This window comes from Cryobacterium sp. SO2 (genome assembly GCF_026151165.2).
Classification (GTDB): domain Bacteria; phylum Actinomycetota; class Actinomycetes; order Actinomycetales; family Microbacteriaceae; genus Cryobacterium.
Genome location: NZ_CP117849.1, coordinates 1,224,093 through 1,241,959 on the forward strand (window position 1 = coordinate 1,224,093; position 17,867 = coordinate 1,241,959).

Here is a 17,867-nt window from a genome sequence, read left to right on the forward strand (position 1 = left end):
CCGCGGCGGAATAGGCTGTAGGCGGGTTATCGTTGCCAAGCACCACGAGCGTGCTGCGGCGGACCGCCACAGACCAACAGCCGAAAGGCTTTGAAATCCAGGGAGGCGCCGTGAGCGACGTCGCGCAGCGAACACCATCCAATGAGCCGCAGTTCATCGACCGGCCCGTACCGGGCCCGCAGACGGCCACTCTGACCTACCCGGGGGGATCTGCGCAGTTCCCCATCCTGGGCAGCACAGACGGTCCGTCCAGCATCGACATCGGCACGTTGACCAAGCAGACCGGCTTCACCACGTTCGACTCTGGATTCGTGAACACGGCGGCGACGAAGTCAGCCATCACGTACATCGACGGTGAACACGGCATCCTGCGCTACCGCGGCTACCCGATCGAGCAGATCGCGCAGAACTCGAGCTTCCTCGAGACCGCCTGGTTGCTCATCTACGGTGAGCTGCCCAGCGACAGCGAACTGAGCGCGTTCGACACCCGCATCCGCCGGCACACGCTGTTGCACGAGGACCTGCGCCGCTTCTTCGACGCGCTGCCGCACAACGCGCACCCGATGTCGGTGCTCTCGGCCGGGGTCTCCGCCCTGTCGACCTACTACCAGGACTCCTTGAACCCCAAGGACCCCGAGCAGGTCGAGCTGTCGATGATCCGCCTGCTCGCCAAGCTGCCCGTGATGGCCGCGTACGCGCACAAGAAGAGCATCGGGCACGCGTTCCTGTACCCGGACAACTCGCTGAGCTTCGTGGACAACTTCATCAAGCTCAACTTCGGCACCCTCGCCGAGCCGTACCAGGTGAACCCCGTCGTGAGTAAGGCGCTCGAACGCCTGCTGATGCTGCACGAGGACCACGAGCAGAACGCGTCCACCTCGGCCGTGCGCCTGGTGGGTTCCACCGAGGCCAACCTGTTCGCCTCCGTCTCCGGCGGCATCAACGCCCTCTCCGGCCCCCTGCACGGCGGCGCCAACGAGGCCGTGCTCACCATGCTCAGCGACATCAAGGCGTCGGGCGAAGGCGTGCAGAAGTACGTCGAACGGGTGAAGAACAAGGAAGCCGGCGTGCGCCTGATGGGCTTCGGCCACCGGGTCTACAAGAACTACGACCCGCGCGCCAAGCTGGTCAAGGAGAGCGCCGACGCTGTGCTCGAGGCGCTCGGTGTGAAGGACGACCTGCTCGACATCGCCAAGGAGCTCGAGTTCATCGCGCTCAACGACGACTACTTCAAGGAGCGCAAGCTCTACCCCAACGTCGACTTCTACACCGGCGTGATCTACAAGGCCATGGGCTTCCCGCCGCGGATGTTCACGGTGCTGTTCGCGATCGGCCGGCTGCCCGGCTGGATCGCGCACTGGCGGGAGATGAACCTCGACCCCGCCGCCAAGATCGGCCGCCCGCAGCAGCTCTATACGGGCTCTGTGGCCCGCGACTACCCGCAGGCGTAGCCGTCCAGGCTCGCGAGCCGTGAGAAAAGCCCCTTCCCGGAGTCCGGGAAGGGGCTTTTCTCACGCCTCGGCGAGGGGGTCAGGCGTGCAGGGCCGCATTCAGCACGATGCCGGCTGCCCGGGGCAGCACCTCGACGGCGCCTGAGATCGAGTTGCGGCGGAAGAGCAGGTTCGGCACCCCGGAGAGGTCCTTCGCCTTGGCCGTGCGCAGCGCGCCGTCTGCAGTGCGCGTCCCATCCAGCAGCACCACCTTGGTGCCGGCCGTGACGTACAGGCCGGCCTCCACCACGGAGTCGTCGCCGATCGAGATGCCGATGCCGGAGTTGGCGCCGAGCAGCGCCCGCTCGCCGATCGTGACCCGCTGGGTGCCGCCGCCGGAGAGCGTGCCCATGATGGATGCGCCGCCGCCGATGTCGGACCCGTCACCGACCACAACCCCCTGCGACACCCGGCCCTCGACCATCGAGACACCCAGGGTGCCGGCGTTGAAGTTGACGAAGCCCTCGTGCATGACCGTAGTACCGGGGGAGAGGTAGGCGCCCAGGCGCACCCTGGAGGCGTCGGCGATGCGCACCCGCTCCGGCGACACGTAGTTGAGCAGTGGCGGGAACTTGTCCAGGCCAGAGGCGGTGATGCCGTGACGCTGCAGCGACGGCCGGAGGCGGTCGAAATCGGCGGGCAGCACCGGCCCGGCGTTGGTCCAGACCACATTGGGCAGGTGGCCGAAGATGCCGTCGAGGTTGATGGTGTTGGGCTTGACCAGCAGGTGCGAGAGCAGGTGCAGCCGCAGGTAGGCATCCGAGGTGCCGGCGGGCGCGGCGTGCAGGTCGATCTCCACGGTCACGGCCTCGAGGCGCACATTGCGCCTGGCGTCCGGTCCGGCGGCCTCTTCCAGCTCGGTCGGCACGATCCAGCGGTCGCGGTCCTTGGGCAGTGCGCCCAGCTGGGGCGCCGGGTACCAGGTGTCGAGCACGGTGCCGTCACCGGCGATCGTGGCGAGTCCGTACCCCCAGGCGTGTGTTGCCGCGGGTGCGACGGAGTCTGACAGGGGTTCGGGGGGAAGCGCGGTGACCATGGCTCTAGATTAGTAGAGTGCCCTCAGACCTCACCGCAGAACCCCTCGCAGGCTCCGCTCTGCCCACGCCGCCCCACGCCGCCCCGGTCCTCGACCTCGGCCTGTCGTCGATCGAGCTGACCCGCGCCATCTGCGACGTCGAATCCGTCTCCGGCAACGAGACCCCGCTGGCCGACGCCATCGAGACCGCGCTGGTCGGGCTGACCCACCTCGAGGTGATCCGCGACGGCGACACCATCGTGGCCCGCACCAACCTGGGCCGTGCCCAACGCGTCGTGATCGCCGGGCACATCGACACCGTCCCGCTGAACGACAACCTGCCCACCCGCTTCGAGACCATCGACGACGTGGACTATCTCTGGGGTCGCGGCACCGTGGACATGAAGGCCGGCGTGGCCGTGCAGCTCAAGCTCGCCGCCGAGCTCGCCGACCCCAGCGTGGACGTGACCTGGATGTGGTACGACCACGAAGAGGTCAACGCCGCCCTCAACGGCCTCGGCCGGCTCGCCACCAACCGCCCCGACCTGTTCCAGGGCGACTTCGCCATCCTCGGTGAACCGAGCAACAGCCAGGTCGAGGGCGGCTGCAACGGCAACGTGCGCATCGAGGTCCGCACCTTCGGCAAGCGGGCGCACTCCGCCCGCGCCTGGGTGGGCGAGAACGCGATCCACAAGGCCGCCCCGATCCTCGACATCCTCGCCGCCTACCAGCCCCGCGAGGTGGAGGTGGAGGGCCTGGTCTACCGGGAGGGACTGAACGCCGTCGGCATCAGCGGCGGTATCGCCGGCAACGTCATTCCCGACGAGTGCATGGTGCACGTGAACTACAGGTTCGCCCCCAGCCGCACCGCCGCCGAGGCCGTTGCCCACCTGGAGGAGCTCTTCGCCGGCTTCGACATCACCGTCGTCGACCTCGCCGAGGGCGCCCGCCCCGGCCTGGACGCCCCGCTCGCGCTCAAGTTCCTCGAGGCCGTCGGCGCCGAACCTCGACCCAAGTACGGCTGGACCGATGTGGCCAGGTTCTCGGCCCTGGGCATCCCCGCCGTGAACTACGGCCCCGGCGACCCGCTCAAGGCGCACGCCGACGACGAGCGCGTGGCGCTGACGCAGATCACCGACTGCGAAGATTCCCTGCGCGCCTGGCTGACCGCACCGATCGGCTGACCGGTGACGCCCACCAGCACCTCCGCGACGCCGGTGCGCCGCGGCCGGCCCGCGGCCGTGCCCGCGCGCTGGCGGGCCCGATACCGGCTGGTGCCCTGGTGGGCGAAAGTCATCACCATCTGGCTGCTCTCCCGGGTGGTCACCACCACCCTGGTCATGGTGCTCGCGAGCGTGCAGGGGCAGAACCCCTGGACGACGGCCAAACCCGGCTATACGGCGTTTGCCACCATGTGGGACTCGCTCTGGTACAACATCGTCGCCGTTGGCGGCTACCCGTCGGTGCTGCCCGTCACCGCTGAGGGCCACATCGGCGAGAACGCCTGGGCCTTCATGCCGGGCTACCCGGTGGTGGTGCGCCTGCTGATGCTGCTCACCGGCGCCCCCTGGGCATCCGTGGCGGTCTTCGTGTCTGTGGCCTGCAGCCTCGGCACGGCGTTGCTGTTCTACAGGCTGATGCGGCGGGTGCAGCCGCAGTCCACCGCGCTGTTCGCCGTGGTGCTGTTCTGCGCGGCCCCGCTCTCGCCGCTGCTGCAGTTCGGCTACGCGGAGTCGATGCAACTGCTGCTGCTCACCCTGGCGCTGCTACTCGTGCTTGAGCGGCGCTACCTGCTGCTCGTGCCGGTGATCGCGGTGATGGGCCTGACCCGGCCGACCGGGCTCGCCTTCGCCCTGTTCCTGGCCCTGCACGTGGGCTACCGCTGGTACAGCCGCGCCCGCGACCCGTTCCCGCTGCGCGAGGCGGTGACGGCGTCAGCCGTGGCCGTGTTCAGCGGCCTGATGGGCCTGGCCTGGCCGGCGCTGGCCTGGGCAGTGACCGGGTCGGTCACGGCGTACACCGACACCGAGCTGGCCTGGCGGTCGGCCTACATCGGCTATCAGGAGCTGGTGCCGTTCACGGCCTGGTTCCAGAGCGGGGTGTGGTGGCTCGGCCAGCCGCTGGGCATCGTCGCGGTGGTGGCGCTGATCCTGGCCTTCACCGTGGCGATGTTCACGCCGTGGGTCAAGAGCCTCGGCGTGGACCTGCGCCTGTGGGTGCTGTCGTACGCGCTCTACCTGTTCGCGGTGTTCTTTCCGCAGTCGAGTGTTTTCCGATTGCTGATGCCGATGTTCCCGCTGCTCGGCGCGCTCGCCAGGCCGCGCAGCATCGTGTACCGCGTTGTGGTCACACTGCTGCTCATCTGCGGCCAATGGGGCTGGCTTCTGCTCTGTTGGGGCGTGGACGGAGCCGATTGGACACCGCCCTAATTACTGTCTGACGGCCGAATGGTCGATAATAGGAGTACAGACTACGAATGGAAGGGGAGTTCATGGCGGCCATGAAGCCACGGACCGGAGACGGGCCAATGGAGGCTGTAAAGGAGGGGCGCCTGATCATCGTGCGTGTACCGCTCGAAGGTGGAGGTCGACTCGTCGTCTCTGTGAACGACGCCGAAGCCAAGGAGCTTCACGATGCGCTCGCCGGAGTAGTCACCCCGGCTGTGTAGATTTAGATCTTTCGAGTAATCGGCTGTGCGGGATTCCGCCCAGCCGATTGCTGTATTCGGATACGCCCGCCTGAGCGCTGCATCCGGATGCGACTACGCGCGCAGCTTCGTGATCTGCAGCAGGCCGTCGCCCACGGTGGAGAGCGCGCTGATCACGGCCTTCGACGAGGCGATCTCGCTCAGCAGGGTGCGGAAGCCGGTGGCGACGTCGTCGCGCTGCACGGGGTCGGCCACCCGGCCGCGCCAGAGGGCGTGGGCCACCAGTACGGTGCCGCCGGGTCGAGCCAGGCGCAGGCCGTGTTCGACGTACTCGATGACCGACTGCGGGTCGGCATCCACGAAGACGATGTCGTAGGAGTTCTCGTTCATGCGCGGCAGTACCTCGGCGGCACGGCCGGTGATCAGGCGCACCCGGTTGGTGGGGATGCCCGCCTCGTGGAAGTTGGCCTTGGCGTGCTGCTGGTGGTCGACCTCGATGTCGATCGAGGTAAGGGTGGCGCCGGGGGCGCCGGTGAGCAACCAGATGCCGGAGACGCCCGCCCCGGTGCCGACCTCGAGGATGCTGCGGGCTCCGGTGGCGGCGGCGATGACGGCCGATTGCGCGCCGACGGAGGGGGCGATCGCGTCGATGCCCAGCTCGAGCGATTGCTGCCGGGCTCGCGCCAGGGCGTCGTTCTCCACCACCGAGTCGTCGGCGAATTTCCAGTTCAGATCTTTGTCAGACATTCCGCAACTCCAGTAAGTGAATAGAACAAGACTAGGGCCGGGCGGCCCGTGGTTCTGGGAGGCCTCGCCGGGGGTTATTCTGAGGGAATGTTTGGTCTGACGTTCGAGAAACTCCTGCTTATCGGGATCATCGCCGTCTTCCTGCTCGGACCGGAGAAGCTGCCGCACTATGCGGCCCAGCTGGCCCGGTTGGTGCGTCAGCTGCGGGACATGGCCAACGGCGCCAAGGACCGGATGAAAGACGAGATGGGTCCGGAGTTCGACGATGTCGACTGGAAGAAACTCGACCCGCGCCAGTATGACCCGCGCCGCATCATCCGGGAAGCCCTGACCGAGGACGAACCGGTCAAGCCGCAGTCCGCGGTGGTCTCCCGATCTGGCCCCAACCCCGACAGTGCCTACCTGCAGCGGAAGCGCGCACGCGAGGGCACCCTCACCGGGCCGGCCCCCTTCGACTCCGAGGCCACCTAGGCTCAAGCTCTGCCGCCGACGCCACCACCTCGCGGAGCTGTTCTGACCGTCTCGTTGATCGAGCTTGTCGAGATCCGGGGCTTCGGCGGGCGGCTAGCGCCGTCGGGCCACCTTCAGCGTGCGGGCGAGCAGCACCATCGGGCCCACCAGCCGGGCGAACTCCGTACCGGTGCCGGGCAGGCGCAACACCCCGGTGGCGCGGGAGATGGTGACGGGGTTCACGAAGCGCAGCAGCCCCTCCGGCCCGTTGCGACGGCCCAGCCCCGAGCTCTTCACTCCACCCATCGGGGCGTCGACGGCGGCGAAGGAGCCCCGGTAGCCCTCGTTGACGTTGACGCTGCCCGCCTCGAGGGCACCGGCAACACGCAGGCCGCGCCGGGCGGAGCCGCTGAGCACCGACGCGTTGAGCCCGTACTCGCTGTCGTTGGCGGCGAGGATCCCCTCCTGCTCGGTATCCACGACCGACACCGACACCACCGGTCCGAACGTCTCGCCGGCGAAGCAGAGCATGGCCGGGGTGACCCCGGTGAGGATGGTCGGTTCGAAGAAGTACGGGCCGAGGTCGGGTCGGGGGCGCCCGCCGACCTGCACTGTGGCACCATGCCCGACGGCGTCGGCGACATGTCGGGTGACCCGCTCGAGCTGGGCCTGGGAGGTGAGTGAGCCCACATCCGCCCGGTAGTCGAGCCCGGATCCGAGGATCAGCGCGCGGGTGACGGTCACGAACTCCCGCAGGAACTGCTCAGACACCGCCCGTTGCACGTAGATGCGCTCGATCGACACGCAGAGCTGCCCCATCGACGAGAAGCAGGCGTAGGCGGCCTGGGCGGCGGCGCGATGCGGGTCGACGTCGTCGAGCACGATCATCGGGTTCTTGCCGCCCAGTTCGAGCGAGGCCCCGGTGAGCGTGCTCGCGGCCTGCTCGCCCACCGTGAGCCCGGTAGCGGTGGAGCCGGTGAAACACACGTAGTCGGCGCCAGCCGTCACGGCACCGCCGATCTCGGCGCCGCTGCCGGTGACGACCGCCCACAGGTCGGCGGGCACACCGGCGTCGATGAACGCGCGACGCAGCAGCAGGATGCTCAGCGCGCCCTGGTTGTCGGCCTTCTGCACTACCCCGCAGCCGGCGGCCAGCGCGGGCACGACGTCCATCGCGGCTAGGCTCAGCGGGAAGTTCCACGGGGTGATGACCCCGGCGACGCCCTTGGGCCGGTAGCGCACCGTGGTGGTGACCAGAACGGGTAACCCGGAATGGCGCCGCTCGCCGCCGAGCACCCGCCTGGCGGCCAGGGCGTTGTACCGGGTGACGCCCACGGCCTGGAAGACCTCCTCGAAGGCCTGCCCGCGGGTCTTGCCGGTCTCGGTCTGCAGGGTGTCGAGCAGGCTCTCCCGGCGGGAGAGCAGCAGGTCGTGCGCCCGCAGGAGCACGGCTCGGCGGTGCGCGAACCCGGCGCGGGCCCAGCCGATCTGGGCGAGGCGGGCGCGGGCGTAGGCATCCGCCAAGTCGCTGAGGCTGCTGAGCGGCAGGGCGTGCAGCTGTTCGCCGGTGAACGGGGCGATGACGCTCACGCTCTCGCCCGTCGTTGAGCGGATGTCGCGGGTCAGTTCGGCCGTGGACGGAGGTGCCGAGGGGAGAGCGGAAAGCGTCGTCGCAGTCATGCCCGTCAGTTTAGACATGCTTGCCGACAGCCTGCACGCGCACGAGCGTCAGCGGGTCGGTCAGCGCGGCGAGATGCCCAGGTTGAGGCCGGCGAGGCCGCGGCCCCTGGTGGCCAGCCGGTCGGCGATGGCCTGGATGGCGGTGGCGGCCGGGTCGGCCGGGTCGCCGAGCACCACGGGCAGGCCGGAGTCGCCGCCGCTGCGGAGGGCGACGGAGAGCGGCACCTGGCCGAGCAGTGGCACCGGGGTGTCCTGGCCGGCGGAGAGCCGCCCGGCGACCTCCGCGCCGCCGCCGGCGCCGAAGATCTCCAGCAGCGTGCCGTCGGGCTGCATCAGCCCGGACATGTTCTCGATCACGCCGTAGATCTTCTGGCCGGTCTGCCGGGCCACGGCGCCGCTGCGCTCGGAGATGTCGGACGCGGCCGGCTGCGGTGTGGTGACCACGATGACCTCGGCGTGCGGCAGCAGCTGCCCCACCGAGATCGCGATGTCCCCGGTGCCCGGCGGCAGGTCGAGCAGCAGGATGTCGAGGTCGCCGAAGTAGACCTCGGTGAGGAACTGGGTGATGGTGCGGTGCAGCATCGGCCCGCGCCAGGCGACGGCCACCGAGGTGTCGTCGACGAACATGCCGATCGAGATGACCTTCACGTCGAAGCCGATCGGCGGCAGGATCATGTCGCCCACCTGGGTGGGCTTGACCATGCCCGCCTGGCCGCCGGGCGCGGTGGGCGGGGTGACCAAGCCGAGCAGGCCGGGGATCGAGAAGCCATAGACGTCGGCGTCGACGATGCCCACGCGCAGACCCCGCGCGGCGAGTGCCACGGCGAGGTTGGCGGTGACGGTGGACTTGCCCACCCCGCCCTTCCCGCTGGTGATCGCGTAGATGCGGGTGAGCGAGTCCGGGGAGAACTGCAGACTGCGGGCACCCTGGCCGCCGCGCAGCTTCTCGGTCATGGCGCGGCGCTGTTCGGGGGTCATCACGGAGACCACCACCCGGGCCAGGCCGGCGCCCACGACGGACTCGGCGGCCTCGCGCACATCCGTCTCGATGCGGGTGGCCGCCGGGCAGCCGGCGATGGTGAGGCGGATGTTGACGGTGGCGCCGCCGTCGGCGTCGATCGTGACACCGGAGACCATGTCGAGCTCGGTGATGGGCTTGCGGATCTCCGGGTCGATGACGCGGGCGAGGGCCGCCCGAACCCGATTCTCAGTCAACCGGGTGCACCTCGTGCGAGCCGGTGCGGGTGTCGACGGTGCGGCTGACCCGGGGGCTGGCCTCACGTTCCTGGCTCTCCTGCTCGCGGCTCTCGCGGTCGCGGGCGGCCTCGCCTTCCCGGCGGGCCTGCTCGTCGCGCTGGTCGAGGTTGTCGAGCATGGCGCGCAGTTCGGCGCGCAGGAAGTCCTTCGAGGCGAGGTCCTTCATGCCCAGGCGCAGCGCCACCACCTCACGGGCGAGGTACTCGGTGTCGGCCAGGTTGCGTTCGGCGCGTTGCCGGTCCTGTTCGAACTGCACCCGGTCGCGGTCGTCCTGCCGGTTCTGCGCGAGCAGGATCAGCGGCGCCGCGTACGACGCCTGCAGCGACAAGACCAGGGTGAGCGCGATGAAGCCCAGCTCGATGGAGTCGAACCGCAGGCTGACGGGGGAGAGCGTGTTCCAGGCGATCCAGAAGATCGTGAACAGGCTCAGGCCCAGCAGGAACCACGGCGTGCCCATACCGCGCGCGACGGCTTCGGTGAGGCGGCCGAACCTGTCGTTGCTGCGCCCGTTGCGTTTGCGGCCGACGATGTTGCTGGTGCGCAGGCCCTTGGGAGTGTCGAGGCGTAGCTCGCTCTTGTTAGCGCGTGCCATTGTCGTGCCTCCGTCCACCGGGTAGCGGGATGCTTCCTGTTACAAGCTGGGTTCTCGCCGTGGCACGTTTACGCACCTCGTCGTTGCCGTCGTGACTTCGCCAGTCGTCCGGCAGCAGGTAGTCGAGCACGTCATCAATCGTCACCACCCCGACGAGTCGGTGGTTGTCATCGACCACGGGCACCGAGACGAGGTCGTAGCTGGCCAGGATGCGCGAGACCTCGGCCGCCGACGTGTCGGCGGTGACGGGCTCCAGACCCAGGTCGAGCAGGGTGCCGAGGCGTTCGTGCGGCGGGTAGCGCAGCATCCGCTGGAAGTGCACCATGCCCAGGAACCGGCCGGTGGGCGGTTCGTACGGCGGCAGGGTGACGCAAATGGCGGCGCCGAGCGCGGGCGCCAGGTCGTGCCGGCGGATGAGGGCGAGGCCCTCGGCCACGGTCGCGTCGGCGGAGACGATGATCGGCTCCGTGGTCATCAGGCCGCCGGCGGTGTCGGGGGCGTAGGAGAGCAGGAACCTGACGTCGTCGGCTTCCTCCGGCTCCATCAGGTCGAGCAGCTGCTCACCGCGCTCCTCGGGCAGCTGGGCGATGAGGTCGGCCGCGTCGTCGGGCTGCATGTGGTCGAGCACCTCGGCGGCGCGCGAGTCGCCGAGCCGGGTGAGGATGCCCACCTGCTCGCTTTCGGGCATCTCCTCGAGCACGTCGGCGAGGCGGCCGTCCGGCAGCTCCTCCGCCACCTCGAACATGCGCTGGCGGGGCAGGTCGAGCAGGGTATTCGCGAGGTCGGCGGGCTTCATGTCCGAGTAGGTGGCGATGAGCTGCTCGGCCGACTGGGCCTCGCCGGCCGTGACCTTCTCGTAGACCTCGGCCCAGTTGGCGAAGGCCGTTGCTCCCTTGGCGAACGGGGACGAGCTGGTCTTGGGGCGGCGCACGAAGAGCTGGCTGATCGCCCACTCACCCTGGCCGGATTCCTCGATGGCGACGTCTTCGATGGCAGCCTCGCCCGAGCCGTCGTTGAACGCGACCCGGCGGCCGAGCATCTCGGCGATCACGCGCACCTCGCCGCCGCGCTGCTCGAAGCGGCGCACGTTGATCAGCCCGGTGGTGATGATCTGGCCACTGCCGATGCTGGTGACCCGGCCGATCGAGACGAACACCCGGCGCTTGCCGGGGATCTCGACGATCAGGCCGACCACGCGGGGCGGGTCGTCTTTTCGGTAGACCACCAGGACATCGCGGACCTTGCCGACACGGTCGCCCGCGGGGTCGAAGACGTTGCACCCGGCCAACCGGGCGACGAAGACTCTGGTGTTTGCCACACCTCTAACTTAGCCGGTGCGGGCTGCCCGGAGGCCGGGGCGGAGCCGCCGTGCCGCGGCCGTCAGAGTGCGCGTGCGGGCGCCCGGCGGTGTGCCTGTCATCGGGGCATTCTCCCAACGGATGCACAGCGGGCTCATCGGGGATTCCCGGGGGCCGTGAAAGAATGGGTACATGACCAATCAGAGCCCATTCGGCGGTCGTGCCGCCGCCGCGCTGTACCCCGTGCTGCCCAAGGGCGAGGTCGTGGCGACGTACGAGACCTACAACGAAGCCCAGCTGGCCGTGGACGTCCTCGCGAAAGCCGACTTCCCCGTGAAGCAGCTCTCCATCGTGGGCAACGACCTCAAGACCGTGGAACGGGTGACCGGCAAGCTCACCTGGAGCCGCGTCGCTCTGGCGGGTGCCGCATCCGGTGCCTGGCTCGGGGTGTTCTTCGGCCTGTTGTTCTTCATCTTCTCGCCGGACGCGGCCGGGCTGCCGTTCGTGTTCGCCGCCGTGCTGATGGGCGCCGGCTTCGGCATGCTCTTCGGCCTGGTCAGCTACGCCCTCAACCGCCGCCGCAAGGACTTCACCTCGACCATGCAGGTGATCGCCGGCAACTACCAGGTGATCGTGAACGTGGAGCTGCTGAACAAGGCCCGCAACCTGCTGGCCGGCCAGGCTGAGCCGGCCGGCGCCCCGGCGCCGCATCCGTCCGACCCGCCGCGCTCCGCGCCGCAGCAGCCCGTGCCGCCCGCGGCGCCCACCGGGGACCAGCCGACAGCGCCGCCCGCGTACGGCCAGCCCGCCCCGCCGGTCTCTGCGCCGCCCGTCGCAGGCCCGTCCGACCCGCAGCCGCCGGTGTCCGGCCCGATCGACCCCGCACGCTAACCGCATCTGGTCCCCGTCCGGACAACTGCACCCGGCACACCGGGCGCAAATGTCCGCATGGGGACCAGTTGAGCGTCAGGCCTGTGGGCGGCGACGGCCGCGCACCCGCCGGGCAGCCTCGTGGGTGGCGATCATGACGAGACCGGCGGCCAGCACGAACGCCCAGTCCAGCAGGCTGAGCGGCCCGGTCTGGAAGAGGACGGCCACCCACGGCGCGTACACGATCACGAGCATCACGCCGAGGCCGAAAACGCAGGCCAGCCAGAACGTTCGGTTCGAGAACTGGTAGCTGGAGAACAGACCGCGTTCGCTTCGGTTCTGGATGATGTTGATCAGCTGGCAGAGCAGGATCGTGACGTAGGTCATGGTGGTGGCCTGGGCGACGATCGAGTCGCCGACGGCACCTGAGAACGGGTCGACGCCCGCGCGGCCGTAGAACAGCAGGTAGTTCGAGATCGCCAGTACGCCCATCAACGATCCAGTGCCGAGCACGGTACGGATGCTGCGGCGGTTGAGGATGTGCGAGGCCGGATCTCGGGGTGCCAGTTTCATCACCCGGCCGGACTCCGGGTCGCGCCCGAGGGCGGCGATGGGGAGCAGCTCCCCGAGCAGGTCGATCGCCAGGATTTGCAGCACGTTGAGTGCCAGCGGTACGCCGGCGATGGTGGCGAGCAGGAGGCTGACCACGCTGACGACGAGTTCGGCCGCGTTCGAGGTGAGGCAGGCGATGACGCCCTTGGCGATGTTCGCGTAGATCACCCGGCCCTGCTCGATGGCGCGCACCAGGGTTGCGAAGCTGTCGTCGAGCAGCACGACCTCTGCGGCCTCCTTGGCCACATCGGTGCCTGAGGCGCCCATGGCGACTCCGATGCTGGCGTGGCGGAGGGCGGGGGCATCGTTGATGCCGTCTCCCGTGACGGCGACGACGTGGCCGGAATCCCTGACCAGGTCGACGATGCGGGTCTTGTCTTCCGGGTTGACCCGGCTGAACACCGTGCAGCCGGTGAGGGCATGGGCGAGCACGTCGGCATCCGGCATCGCGGCGAGCTCCTCGGAGGTGACCACGGTCAGGTGCCCGCCGCTGTCGAGCCCCGCCTGCCTGGCGATGGCCTCTGCGGTGCGGGAGAAGTCTCCCGTGATGATGTTCACCGTGATCTGCGCGGCCAACGCCAGACGCATCGCCTCCGGCACTGACTCGCGGATGGGGTCCACCATCGAGACGAGGCCGAGCAGCACGAGATCGCGCTCGATGGTCGTCGGGTCGTCGGATGTCGCCTCTGCGGGCGTAACCTCGCGCACCGCATAGGCCAGGTTACGCAAGCCCCGGTCGGACTTCGCCGCGTGGACGGCGAGGAAGCCCTGCCGGTCGGCATCCGTGAGGGGGCGCACGGTGTCGCCGTCGCTGATGCGCGCGCACGCGCGCACGACGCTCTCCGGGGCACCCTTCACGTGGGCGGTGAGGGTGCCGCCGGCGCTTTCGCGGACGGAGGTCATGAGCTTGCGGGCGGAGTCGAACGGGTACTCGCGCACTTCGGTCTGCGCTGCGGACTCGGCCGTGACGTCGAGTCCGGCCTTGGCGGCCGCCGTGAGCAGCGCGCCCTCCGTGGGGTCACCCAGGATATGCCAGCCGGCATGCGAGCCGTCCGGAGGGAGCAGCCTGGCGTTCCCGGCGAGCACGCCGGTTCGGAGGAACGCGGACAGCCGGTCGTGGTCGGCACCGGCGGCATCCGCCACTGTCGGGCCGGTGGCCTCGATGGCGCCCGTCGGGTCGTAGCCGATGCCGCGCACGGCATAGTCGCGTCCGGCCACGACCAGTTCGGTGACTGTCATCTCGTTCTTGGTCAGCGTGCCGGTCTTGTCGGTGCAGATCACCTGGGTGGCGCCGAGGGTCTCGACCGCGCTCAAACGCTTGACCAGGGCCTGACGCTGGGCCAGTGCGCCGGCAGCCTGGGCGAGGGCGGTGTTCACCTCGGCCGGAAGGCCCTGCGGCACGACGGCGCTCGCGAAGCCGACCGCGAACAGCAGGGCCTCGTGGAAGGGCAGGTCGGCCTTCACCGCGACGATCAGCAAGACCACGGACAGACCGACGGCGAGGTACGTGATCACCTTGGCCAGGTAGCCCATCTCCACTTGGAGGGGGCTCAGGGTGCGCGGCGCCGACTGGGTGAGGTGGGCGATGCGGCCGAGTTCGGTCTGGGCGCCGGTCGCGACGACCACGCCGACGGCCTCGCCGGTTGCCACCGTGGTGCCGGCATGTGCGGTGTTGTGGCGCTCGGCCACCGCCACGTCGGTGAGGATGGCGTGGGTGAACTTGCGCGTCGGGTCGCTCTCGCCCGTGAGCGCGAACTCGTTCGTCGCGAACGAAGTGGCCTCGATCAGCCGGATGTCGGCGGGCACGGCGGCGCCCTCCTCCAGCCTTACGATGTCGCCGACGACCACGGCTGTGGAGTCCACCTGGGTGAGCGCTCCGTCGCGCTGTACCTGGGTGAGCGACTGGGCCAGGTGCTGCAGGGCGGCCATGGTCTTGCCGGCCCGGTACTCCTGCGCGAACCCGATCGACGTGTTCAGCAGCACCAGCAGCACCAGGACCGCCGAGGTGAGGGTGTCGCCGAGGTAGCCCGTGATCACCGCGCAGGCGAGCAGCAGCACGATCATCCAGTCCTTGAACTGGAGCAGGTAGCGCACGAGCAGGGACTCCTGCCGTACCTGCACGATCACATTGTCGCCGTAACGCTGACGATGGTCGGTGATTTCCGGGCCCGTGAGTCCGCTGCGGCGGGTGGCGAACCGGGTCAGGACGTCAGCCTCGGCCAGCCTGTAGGCGTCGCCGGCCGCGATCGCGGCGCTGACGGGATCGCCGTCCGGGGGTGTGGGCTGGATGCTCTCTGCGACGCCGTGCGGCTGATCGCCGTTTGACTGCTCGTCGTGCCGTGCCGTGCCCTGGTGCATGAGGACTCCCGGGTAAGCCGGGGCTTGCGGATCCGGACCTGCCGATATATAGCCAGCCTATCGAGTCTGGATCGCGGCCGCGCGGGCAGACCACAACTGGTCCCCGTCCGGACAACTGCACCCGGCGCACCGGGACCAGTTGTCCGCACGGGGACCAGTTGGGCGCGAATCAGGCCTGCAGGGCGGCCATCCACGCTTCCACGGCGGCCGAGTCGCGCGGGATGCCAGCCGAGAGGTTCTCGGCGCCGGTCGCGGTGATCAGGATGTCATCTTCGATGCGCACACCGATGCCGCGGTACTCCGCGGGCACGGTGAGGTCGTCGGGCTGGAAGTACAGGCCGGGTTCGATCGTGAAGACCATGCCAGCCTCGATGACGCCGTCCATGTACATGTCCCGGCGGGCCTGGGCGCAGTCGTGCACGTCCAGGCCGAGGTGGTGGCTGGTGCCGTGCACCATGTAGCGGCGGTGCTGGCCGTTCTCGGGTAGCAGGGCTTCCTCAGCCGTGACGGGCAGCATGCCCCACTCCGCGGTGCGGCAGGCGATCACGGCCATCGCGGCCGCATGCACCTCCCGGAAGATGGCGCCGGGCTTGGCCACGAGGAAGGCGGCGTCCGCGGCCTCACGCACGGCGTCGTAGACGCGGCGCTGCACATCGCTGAAGGTGCCCGTGATCGGCAGGGTGCGGGTGATGTCAGCGGTGTAGTAGCTGTCCACTTCCACGCCGGCGTCCAGCAGCATGACGTCGCCGGCACGCACCGGTCCGTCGTTGCGGGTCCAGTGCAGGATGCAGGCGTGCGGGCCGGAGGCCGCGATGGTGTCGTAGCCGACGGTGTTGCCGTCGACGCGGGCGCGGGTGTTGAAGACGCCCTCGACGAGACGCTCGCCCCGCACGTGCGTGCTGGAGCGGGGCAGGTCGCGGATGACGTCCTCGAAGCCGCGGGCGGTGGCCGCCACCGCGAGGCGCATCTGGCCGATCTCGTAGGCGTCCTTGACCAGCCGCAGCTCGGACAGGTCGCGTGCGAAGCCGGCATCCGCGTCGTGCTCGCCGTTGATCTCGACGCTGAACGGGGCGTCGGCGGCGTTCGCGGTGAGCATCTTCTCGGCCGCGTTGCGCAGGCGCGCATCGTCGACCTGGCCGGTGAGGAACGGGTCGGCTTCGCGCACGAGCAGCGTCTCGCTGTCGACCTTGCGGAGCACATCGGCGAAATCGTCGATCCCACGCACGGTGATGGCGAGGTCGCCGGCGACCTGTCCGATCGACGGCCGCGGGCCGATCCAGAATTCGCCGATCTCGGAGTTGGCGTAGAACTCGTCGGAGTCCCGACCGGCGCGCTCACGGAAGTAGACCGTGGTGTCGTGGCCGGTGGCCGTGGGTTCGAACACGAGCACGGCACCGGGTTCGGAGTCGCTGCCCCACCCGGTGAGGTGGGCAAAGGCGGAGTGGGCGCGGAACGCGTAGTCGGTGTCGTTGGCACGCTGCTTGAGGCGTCCGGCCGGCACGATCAGGCGGTGGCCGGGGTAGAGCCGGGAGATGCGCTCACGCCGGGCGGCGGCGAACGGCGCCTGCTCGCGGGCGGGCGGCACCTCCTCTGCGCGGTCGGCCCAGCCGCTGGAGATGTACTCCTTGAACCCCTCGGAGCCGGGGGTCGTCGACCGGTTCTCGTTCGAGCGGGCGGCGGGGGCGGGTGCGGGGGCGGTATCGGTGGAGTCAGCCATTCCTCCATTCTTCCACCCGTACCGCGGCGGTGGTGCGGTCCAGGCTCCTCGAGCGGCTCAGCCTGCCGGGGACAGCGTGGCCACGATGGGCCGGTGGTCGCTGCCGGCGGCGTCCTCCGTGCTGATCACGTGCATGCTGTCCACCTGCCAGTCCGCGGTGGCCAGAACGTGGTCGATCGGGGTGCCGAGCAGGGTCGGCGCCCAGGCGGGCCAGGTGCCGGCTGCCGCCGACCCGGCCGAAAGGGCGGCATCGCGGCAGTCGCCGAGTTGGGCATCGGCGGCGCCGGCCCGGCCCGCGAAATGGTCGAGCGTGGCGTTGAAGTCGCCCGCCATGATCACGCCGCCACCGTCGGCACGTGCGCTGCACTGCCCGGCCAGCCAGTCGAGGTCAGAGCGCCAGTTCGACATCTCCCACTGGATCGGGGCGACGGCGTGCACGGCGATGATCGTGGGACCGGAGCCATCCGCCGGTTCGGCGATGACGGTGGGCAGCACGTTGGTGTTGCCGGGCGGGCCGGAGCCCTCGGCCGAGGTGACCGTGTAGTCGCCGAGGTCCGGGCTGATCAGCAGGGTTGTGGACCTGGCCTTGGAGATCAGGTCGAACGACACCGTGTGCACCCACATCGGCCGGCCGGCGGCGCGCATGGCCTCGGCGATGAGCACCCCGGTCTCCTCGGTGGTCTCGGGCAGGGTGACGACGTCGGCGTCCTCGGCGAGGGCGAGGTCGGCGATGGCCTCTGCACCGGGTGCGTCGCCGAGGGTGTTCCAGCTCAGCACGGTGATCGCGCCGTCGGCGCCGGCTCCATCCGCCGACGCCGAGGCGCCGGTGCCCAGCCCGCGGTTCACCAGAATGCCGGCGTTGACGACGCCGAAGATCACCAGGAGAACCATCAGGATGGCGGTGGTGCCACGCAGCGGCCGCACCAGGAGCAACAGCAGCGCGAGCAGCATCAGCAGGGCGACCGCCACGAGCACGGCCAGCCCGCGCAGGGACACCGCGTGCGCGACGACCCAGCTGTTCTGCAGGCCCACGAGCTCGGGCCAGGCCAGCACGGTGAGGATGCCCGCGGTCGCGAGGACCACGACAGCTCTGAAGAGGAAGGAGAACATAGATGAGTCACTGTAGGCGACCTG

The 17,867-nt window shown here is 69.6% G+C and carries 15 protein-coding genes; 6 read left to right on the forward strand and 9 right to left on the reverse strand.

From position 1 onward, the window contains the following. Positions 1–155: 155 nt before the first annotated feature. Positions 156–1,451 carry a citrate synthase gene (locus BJQ94_RS05655; protein ID WP_265398393.1) on the forward strand — a complete coding sequence of 432 codons (1,296 nt, stop codon included), beginning with the start codon at positions 156–158 and terminating at the stop codon, positions 1,449–1,451. 79 nt (positions 1,452–1,530) lie between these two features. On the opposite strand, the gene dapD is transcribed toward BJQ94_RS05655, so the two are convergent. Then, positions 1,531–2,526 carry a 2,3,4,5-tetrahydropyridine-2,6-dicarboxylate N-succinyltransferase gene (gene dapD / locus BJQ94_RS05660; protein WP_265398387.1) on the reverse strand — a complete coding sequence of 332 codons (996 nt, stop codon included), beginning with the start codon at positions 2,524–2,526 and terminating at the stop codon, positions 1,531–1,533. A 59-nt stretch (positions 2,527–2,585) separates the two neighbouring features. On the opposite strand from dapD, the gene dapE reads away from it, so the two are divergent. From dapE to BJQ94_RS05675, 3 genes are all read left to right on the forward strand, one after another. After that, positions 2,586–3,689, forward strand: a complete 1,104-nt coding sequence (gene dapE / locus BJQ94_RS05665; RefSeq protein ID WP_265398392.1) for a succinyl-diaminopimelate desuccinylase — start codon at positions 2,586–2,588, stop codon at positions 3,687–3,689. Between the two features lie 3 nt (positions 3,690–3,692). Then, positions 3,693–4,934 (forward strand): hypothetical protein, encoded by a 1,242-nt coding sequence (locus tag BJQ94_RS05670; protein ID WP_265398386.1) that lies wholly within the window; start codon positions 3,693–3,695, stop codon positions 4,932–4,934. Between the two features lie 62 nt (positions 4,935–4,996). Continuing rightward, complete coding sequence (locus tag BJQ94_RS05675; RefSeq protein ID WP_084021373.1) at positions 4,997–5,173, forward strand: DUF3117 domain-containing protein; 177 nt, start codon at positions 4,997–4,999, stop codon at positions 5,171–5,173. Positions 5,174–5,266: 93 nt separating this feature from the next. Here the strand turns inward: BJQ94_RS05675 and BJQ94_RS05680 are convergent, their stop codons facing one another. Beyond that, the gene (locus tag BJQ94_RS05680) at positions 5,267–5,899 is read right to left on the reverse strand and encodes an O-methyltransferase (RefSeq protein ID WP_265398385.1); all 633 of its coding nucleotides are present in this window, start codon (positions 5,897–5,899) and stop codon (positions 5,267–5,269) included. An 87-nt stretch (positions 5,900–5,986) separates the two neighbouring features. On the opposite strand from BJQ94_RS05680, the gene BJQ94_RS05685 reads away from it, so the two are divergent. After that, positions 5,987–6,370, forward strand: a complete 384-nt coding sequence (locus tag BJQ94_RS05685) for a sec-independent translocase (RefSeq protein ID WP_265398384.1) — start codon at positions 5,987–5,989, stop codon at positions 6,368–6,370. A 93-nt stretch (positions 6,371–6,463) separates the two neighbouring features. Here BJQ94_RS05685 and BJQ94_RS05690 read toward each other — a convergent pair whose 3' ends face one another. Genes BJQ94_RS05690 through BJQ94_RS05705 form a run of 4 tightly spaced genes read right to left on the reverse strand, consistent with a single transcriptional unit; the run spans position 6,464 to position 11,196 of the window. Further along, positions 6,464–8,029: a succinic semialdehyde dehydrogenase gene (locus BJQ94_RS05690; protein ID WP_265398383.1), complete on the reverse strand. Its 1,566-nt coding sequence runs from the start codon at positions 8,027–8,029 to the stop codon at positions 6,464–6,466. Positions 8,030–8,089: 60 nt separating this feature from the next. Continuing rightward, positions 8,090–9,244 carry a P-loop NTPase gene (locus tag BJQ94_RS05695; protein WP_265398382.1) on the reverse strand — a complete coding sequence of 385 codons (1,155 nt, stop codon included), beginning with the start codon at positions 9,242–9,244 and terminating at the stop codon, positions 8,090–8,092. Continuing rightward, the gene (locus tag BJQ94_RS05700; protein WP_265398381.1) at positions 9,237–9,878 is read right to left on the reverse strand and encodes a DUF1003 domain-containing protein; all 642 of its coding nucleotides are present in this window, start codon (positions 9,876–9,878) and stop codon (positions 9,237–9,239) included. The genes BJQ94_RS05695 and BJQ94_RS05700 overlap by 8 nt, the downstream gene beginning before the upstream one ends. After that, positions 9,865–11,196, reverse strand: coding sequence for a CBS domain-containing protein (locus BJQ94_RS05705; RefSeq protein WP_265398380.1), 1,332 nt, complete (start codon positions 11,194–11,196; stop codon positions 9,865–9,867). Before BJQ94_RS05705 ends, BJQ94_RS05700 begins: the two co-directional genes overlap by 14 nt. 172 nt (positions 11,197–11,368) lie before the next feature. Between BJQ94_RS05705 and BJQ94_RS05710 the strand changes: the two genes are divergently transcribed. After that, on the forward strand, positions 11,369–12,067 hold the full coding sequence (locus tag BJQ94_RS05710; RefSeq protein WP_265398379.1) for a general stress protein: 699 nt from the start codon (positions 11,369–11,371) through the stop codon (positions 12,065–12,067). Between the two features lie 75 nt (positions 12,068–12,142). On the opposite strand, the gene BJQ94_RS05715 is transcribed toward BJQ94_RS05710, so the two are convergent. The 3 genes from BJQ94_RS05715 to BJQ94_RS05725 all read right to left on the reverse strand — a co-directional run bounded on the left by BJQ94_RS05715 (position 12,143) and on the right by BJQ94_RS05725 (position 17,843). After that, positions 12,143–15,016: a cation-transporting P-type ATPase gene (locus tag BJQ94_RS05715; protein WP_265398378.1), complete on the reverse strand. Its 2,874-nt coding sequence runs from the start codon at positions 15,014–15,016 to the stop codon at positions 12,143–12,145. 169 nt (positions 15,017–15,185) lie between these two features. Then, positions 15,186–16,733, reverse strand: a complete 1,548-nt coding sequence (locus BJQ94_RS05720) for an aminopeptidase P family protein (protein WP_275875566.1) — start codon at positions 16,731–16,733, stop codon at positions 15,186–15,188. Between the two features lie 57 nt (positions 16,734–16,790). Continuing rightward, entirely contained in the window at positions 16,791–17,843 is a 1,053-nt protein-coding gene (locus BJQ94_RS05725; RefSeq protein WP_265398586.1) for an endonuclease/exonuclease/phosphatase family protein, read from the reverse strand. Positions 17,844–17,867 lie beyond the last annotated feature (24 nt).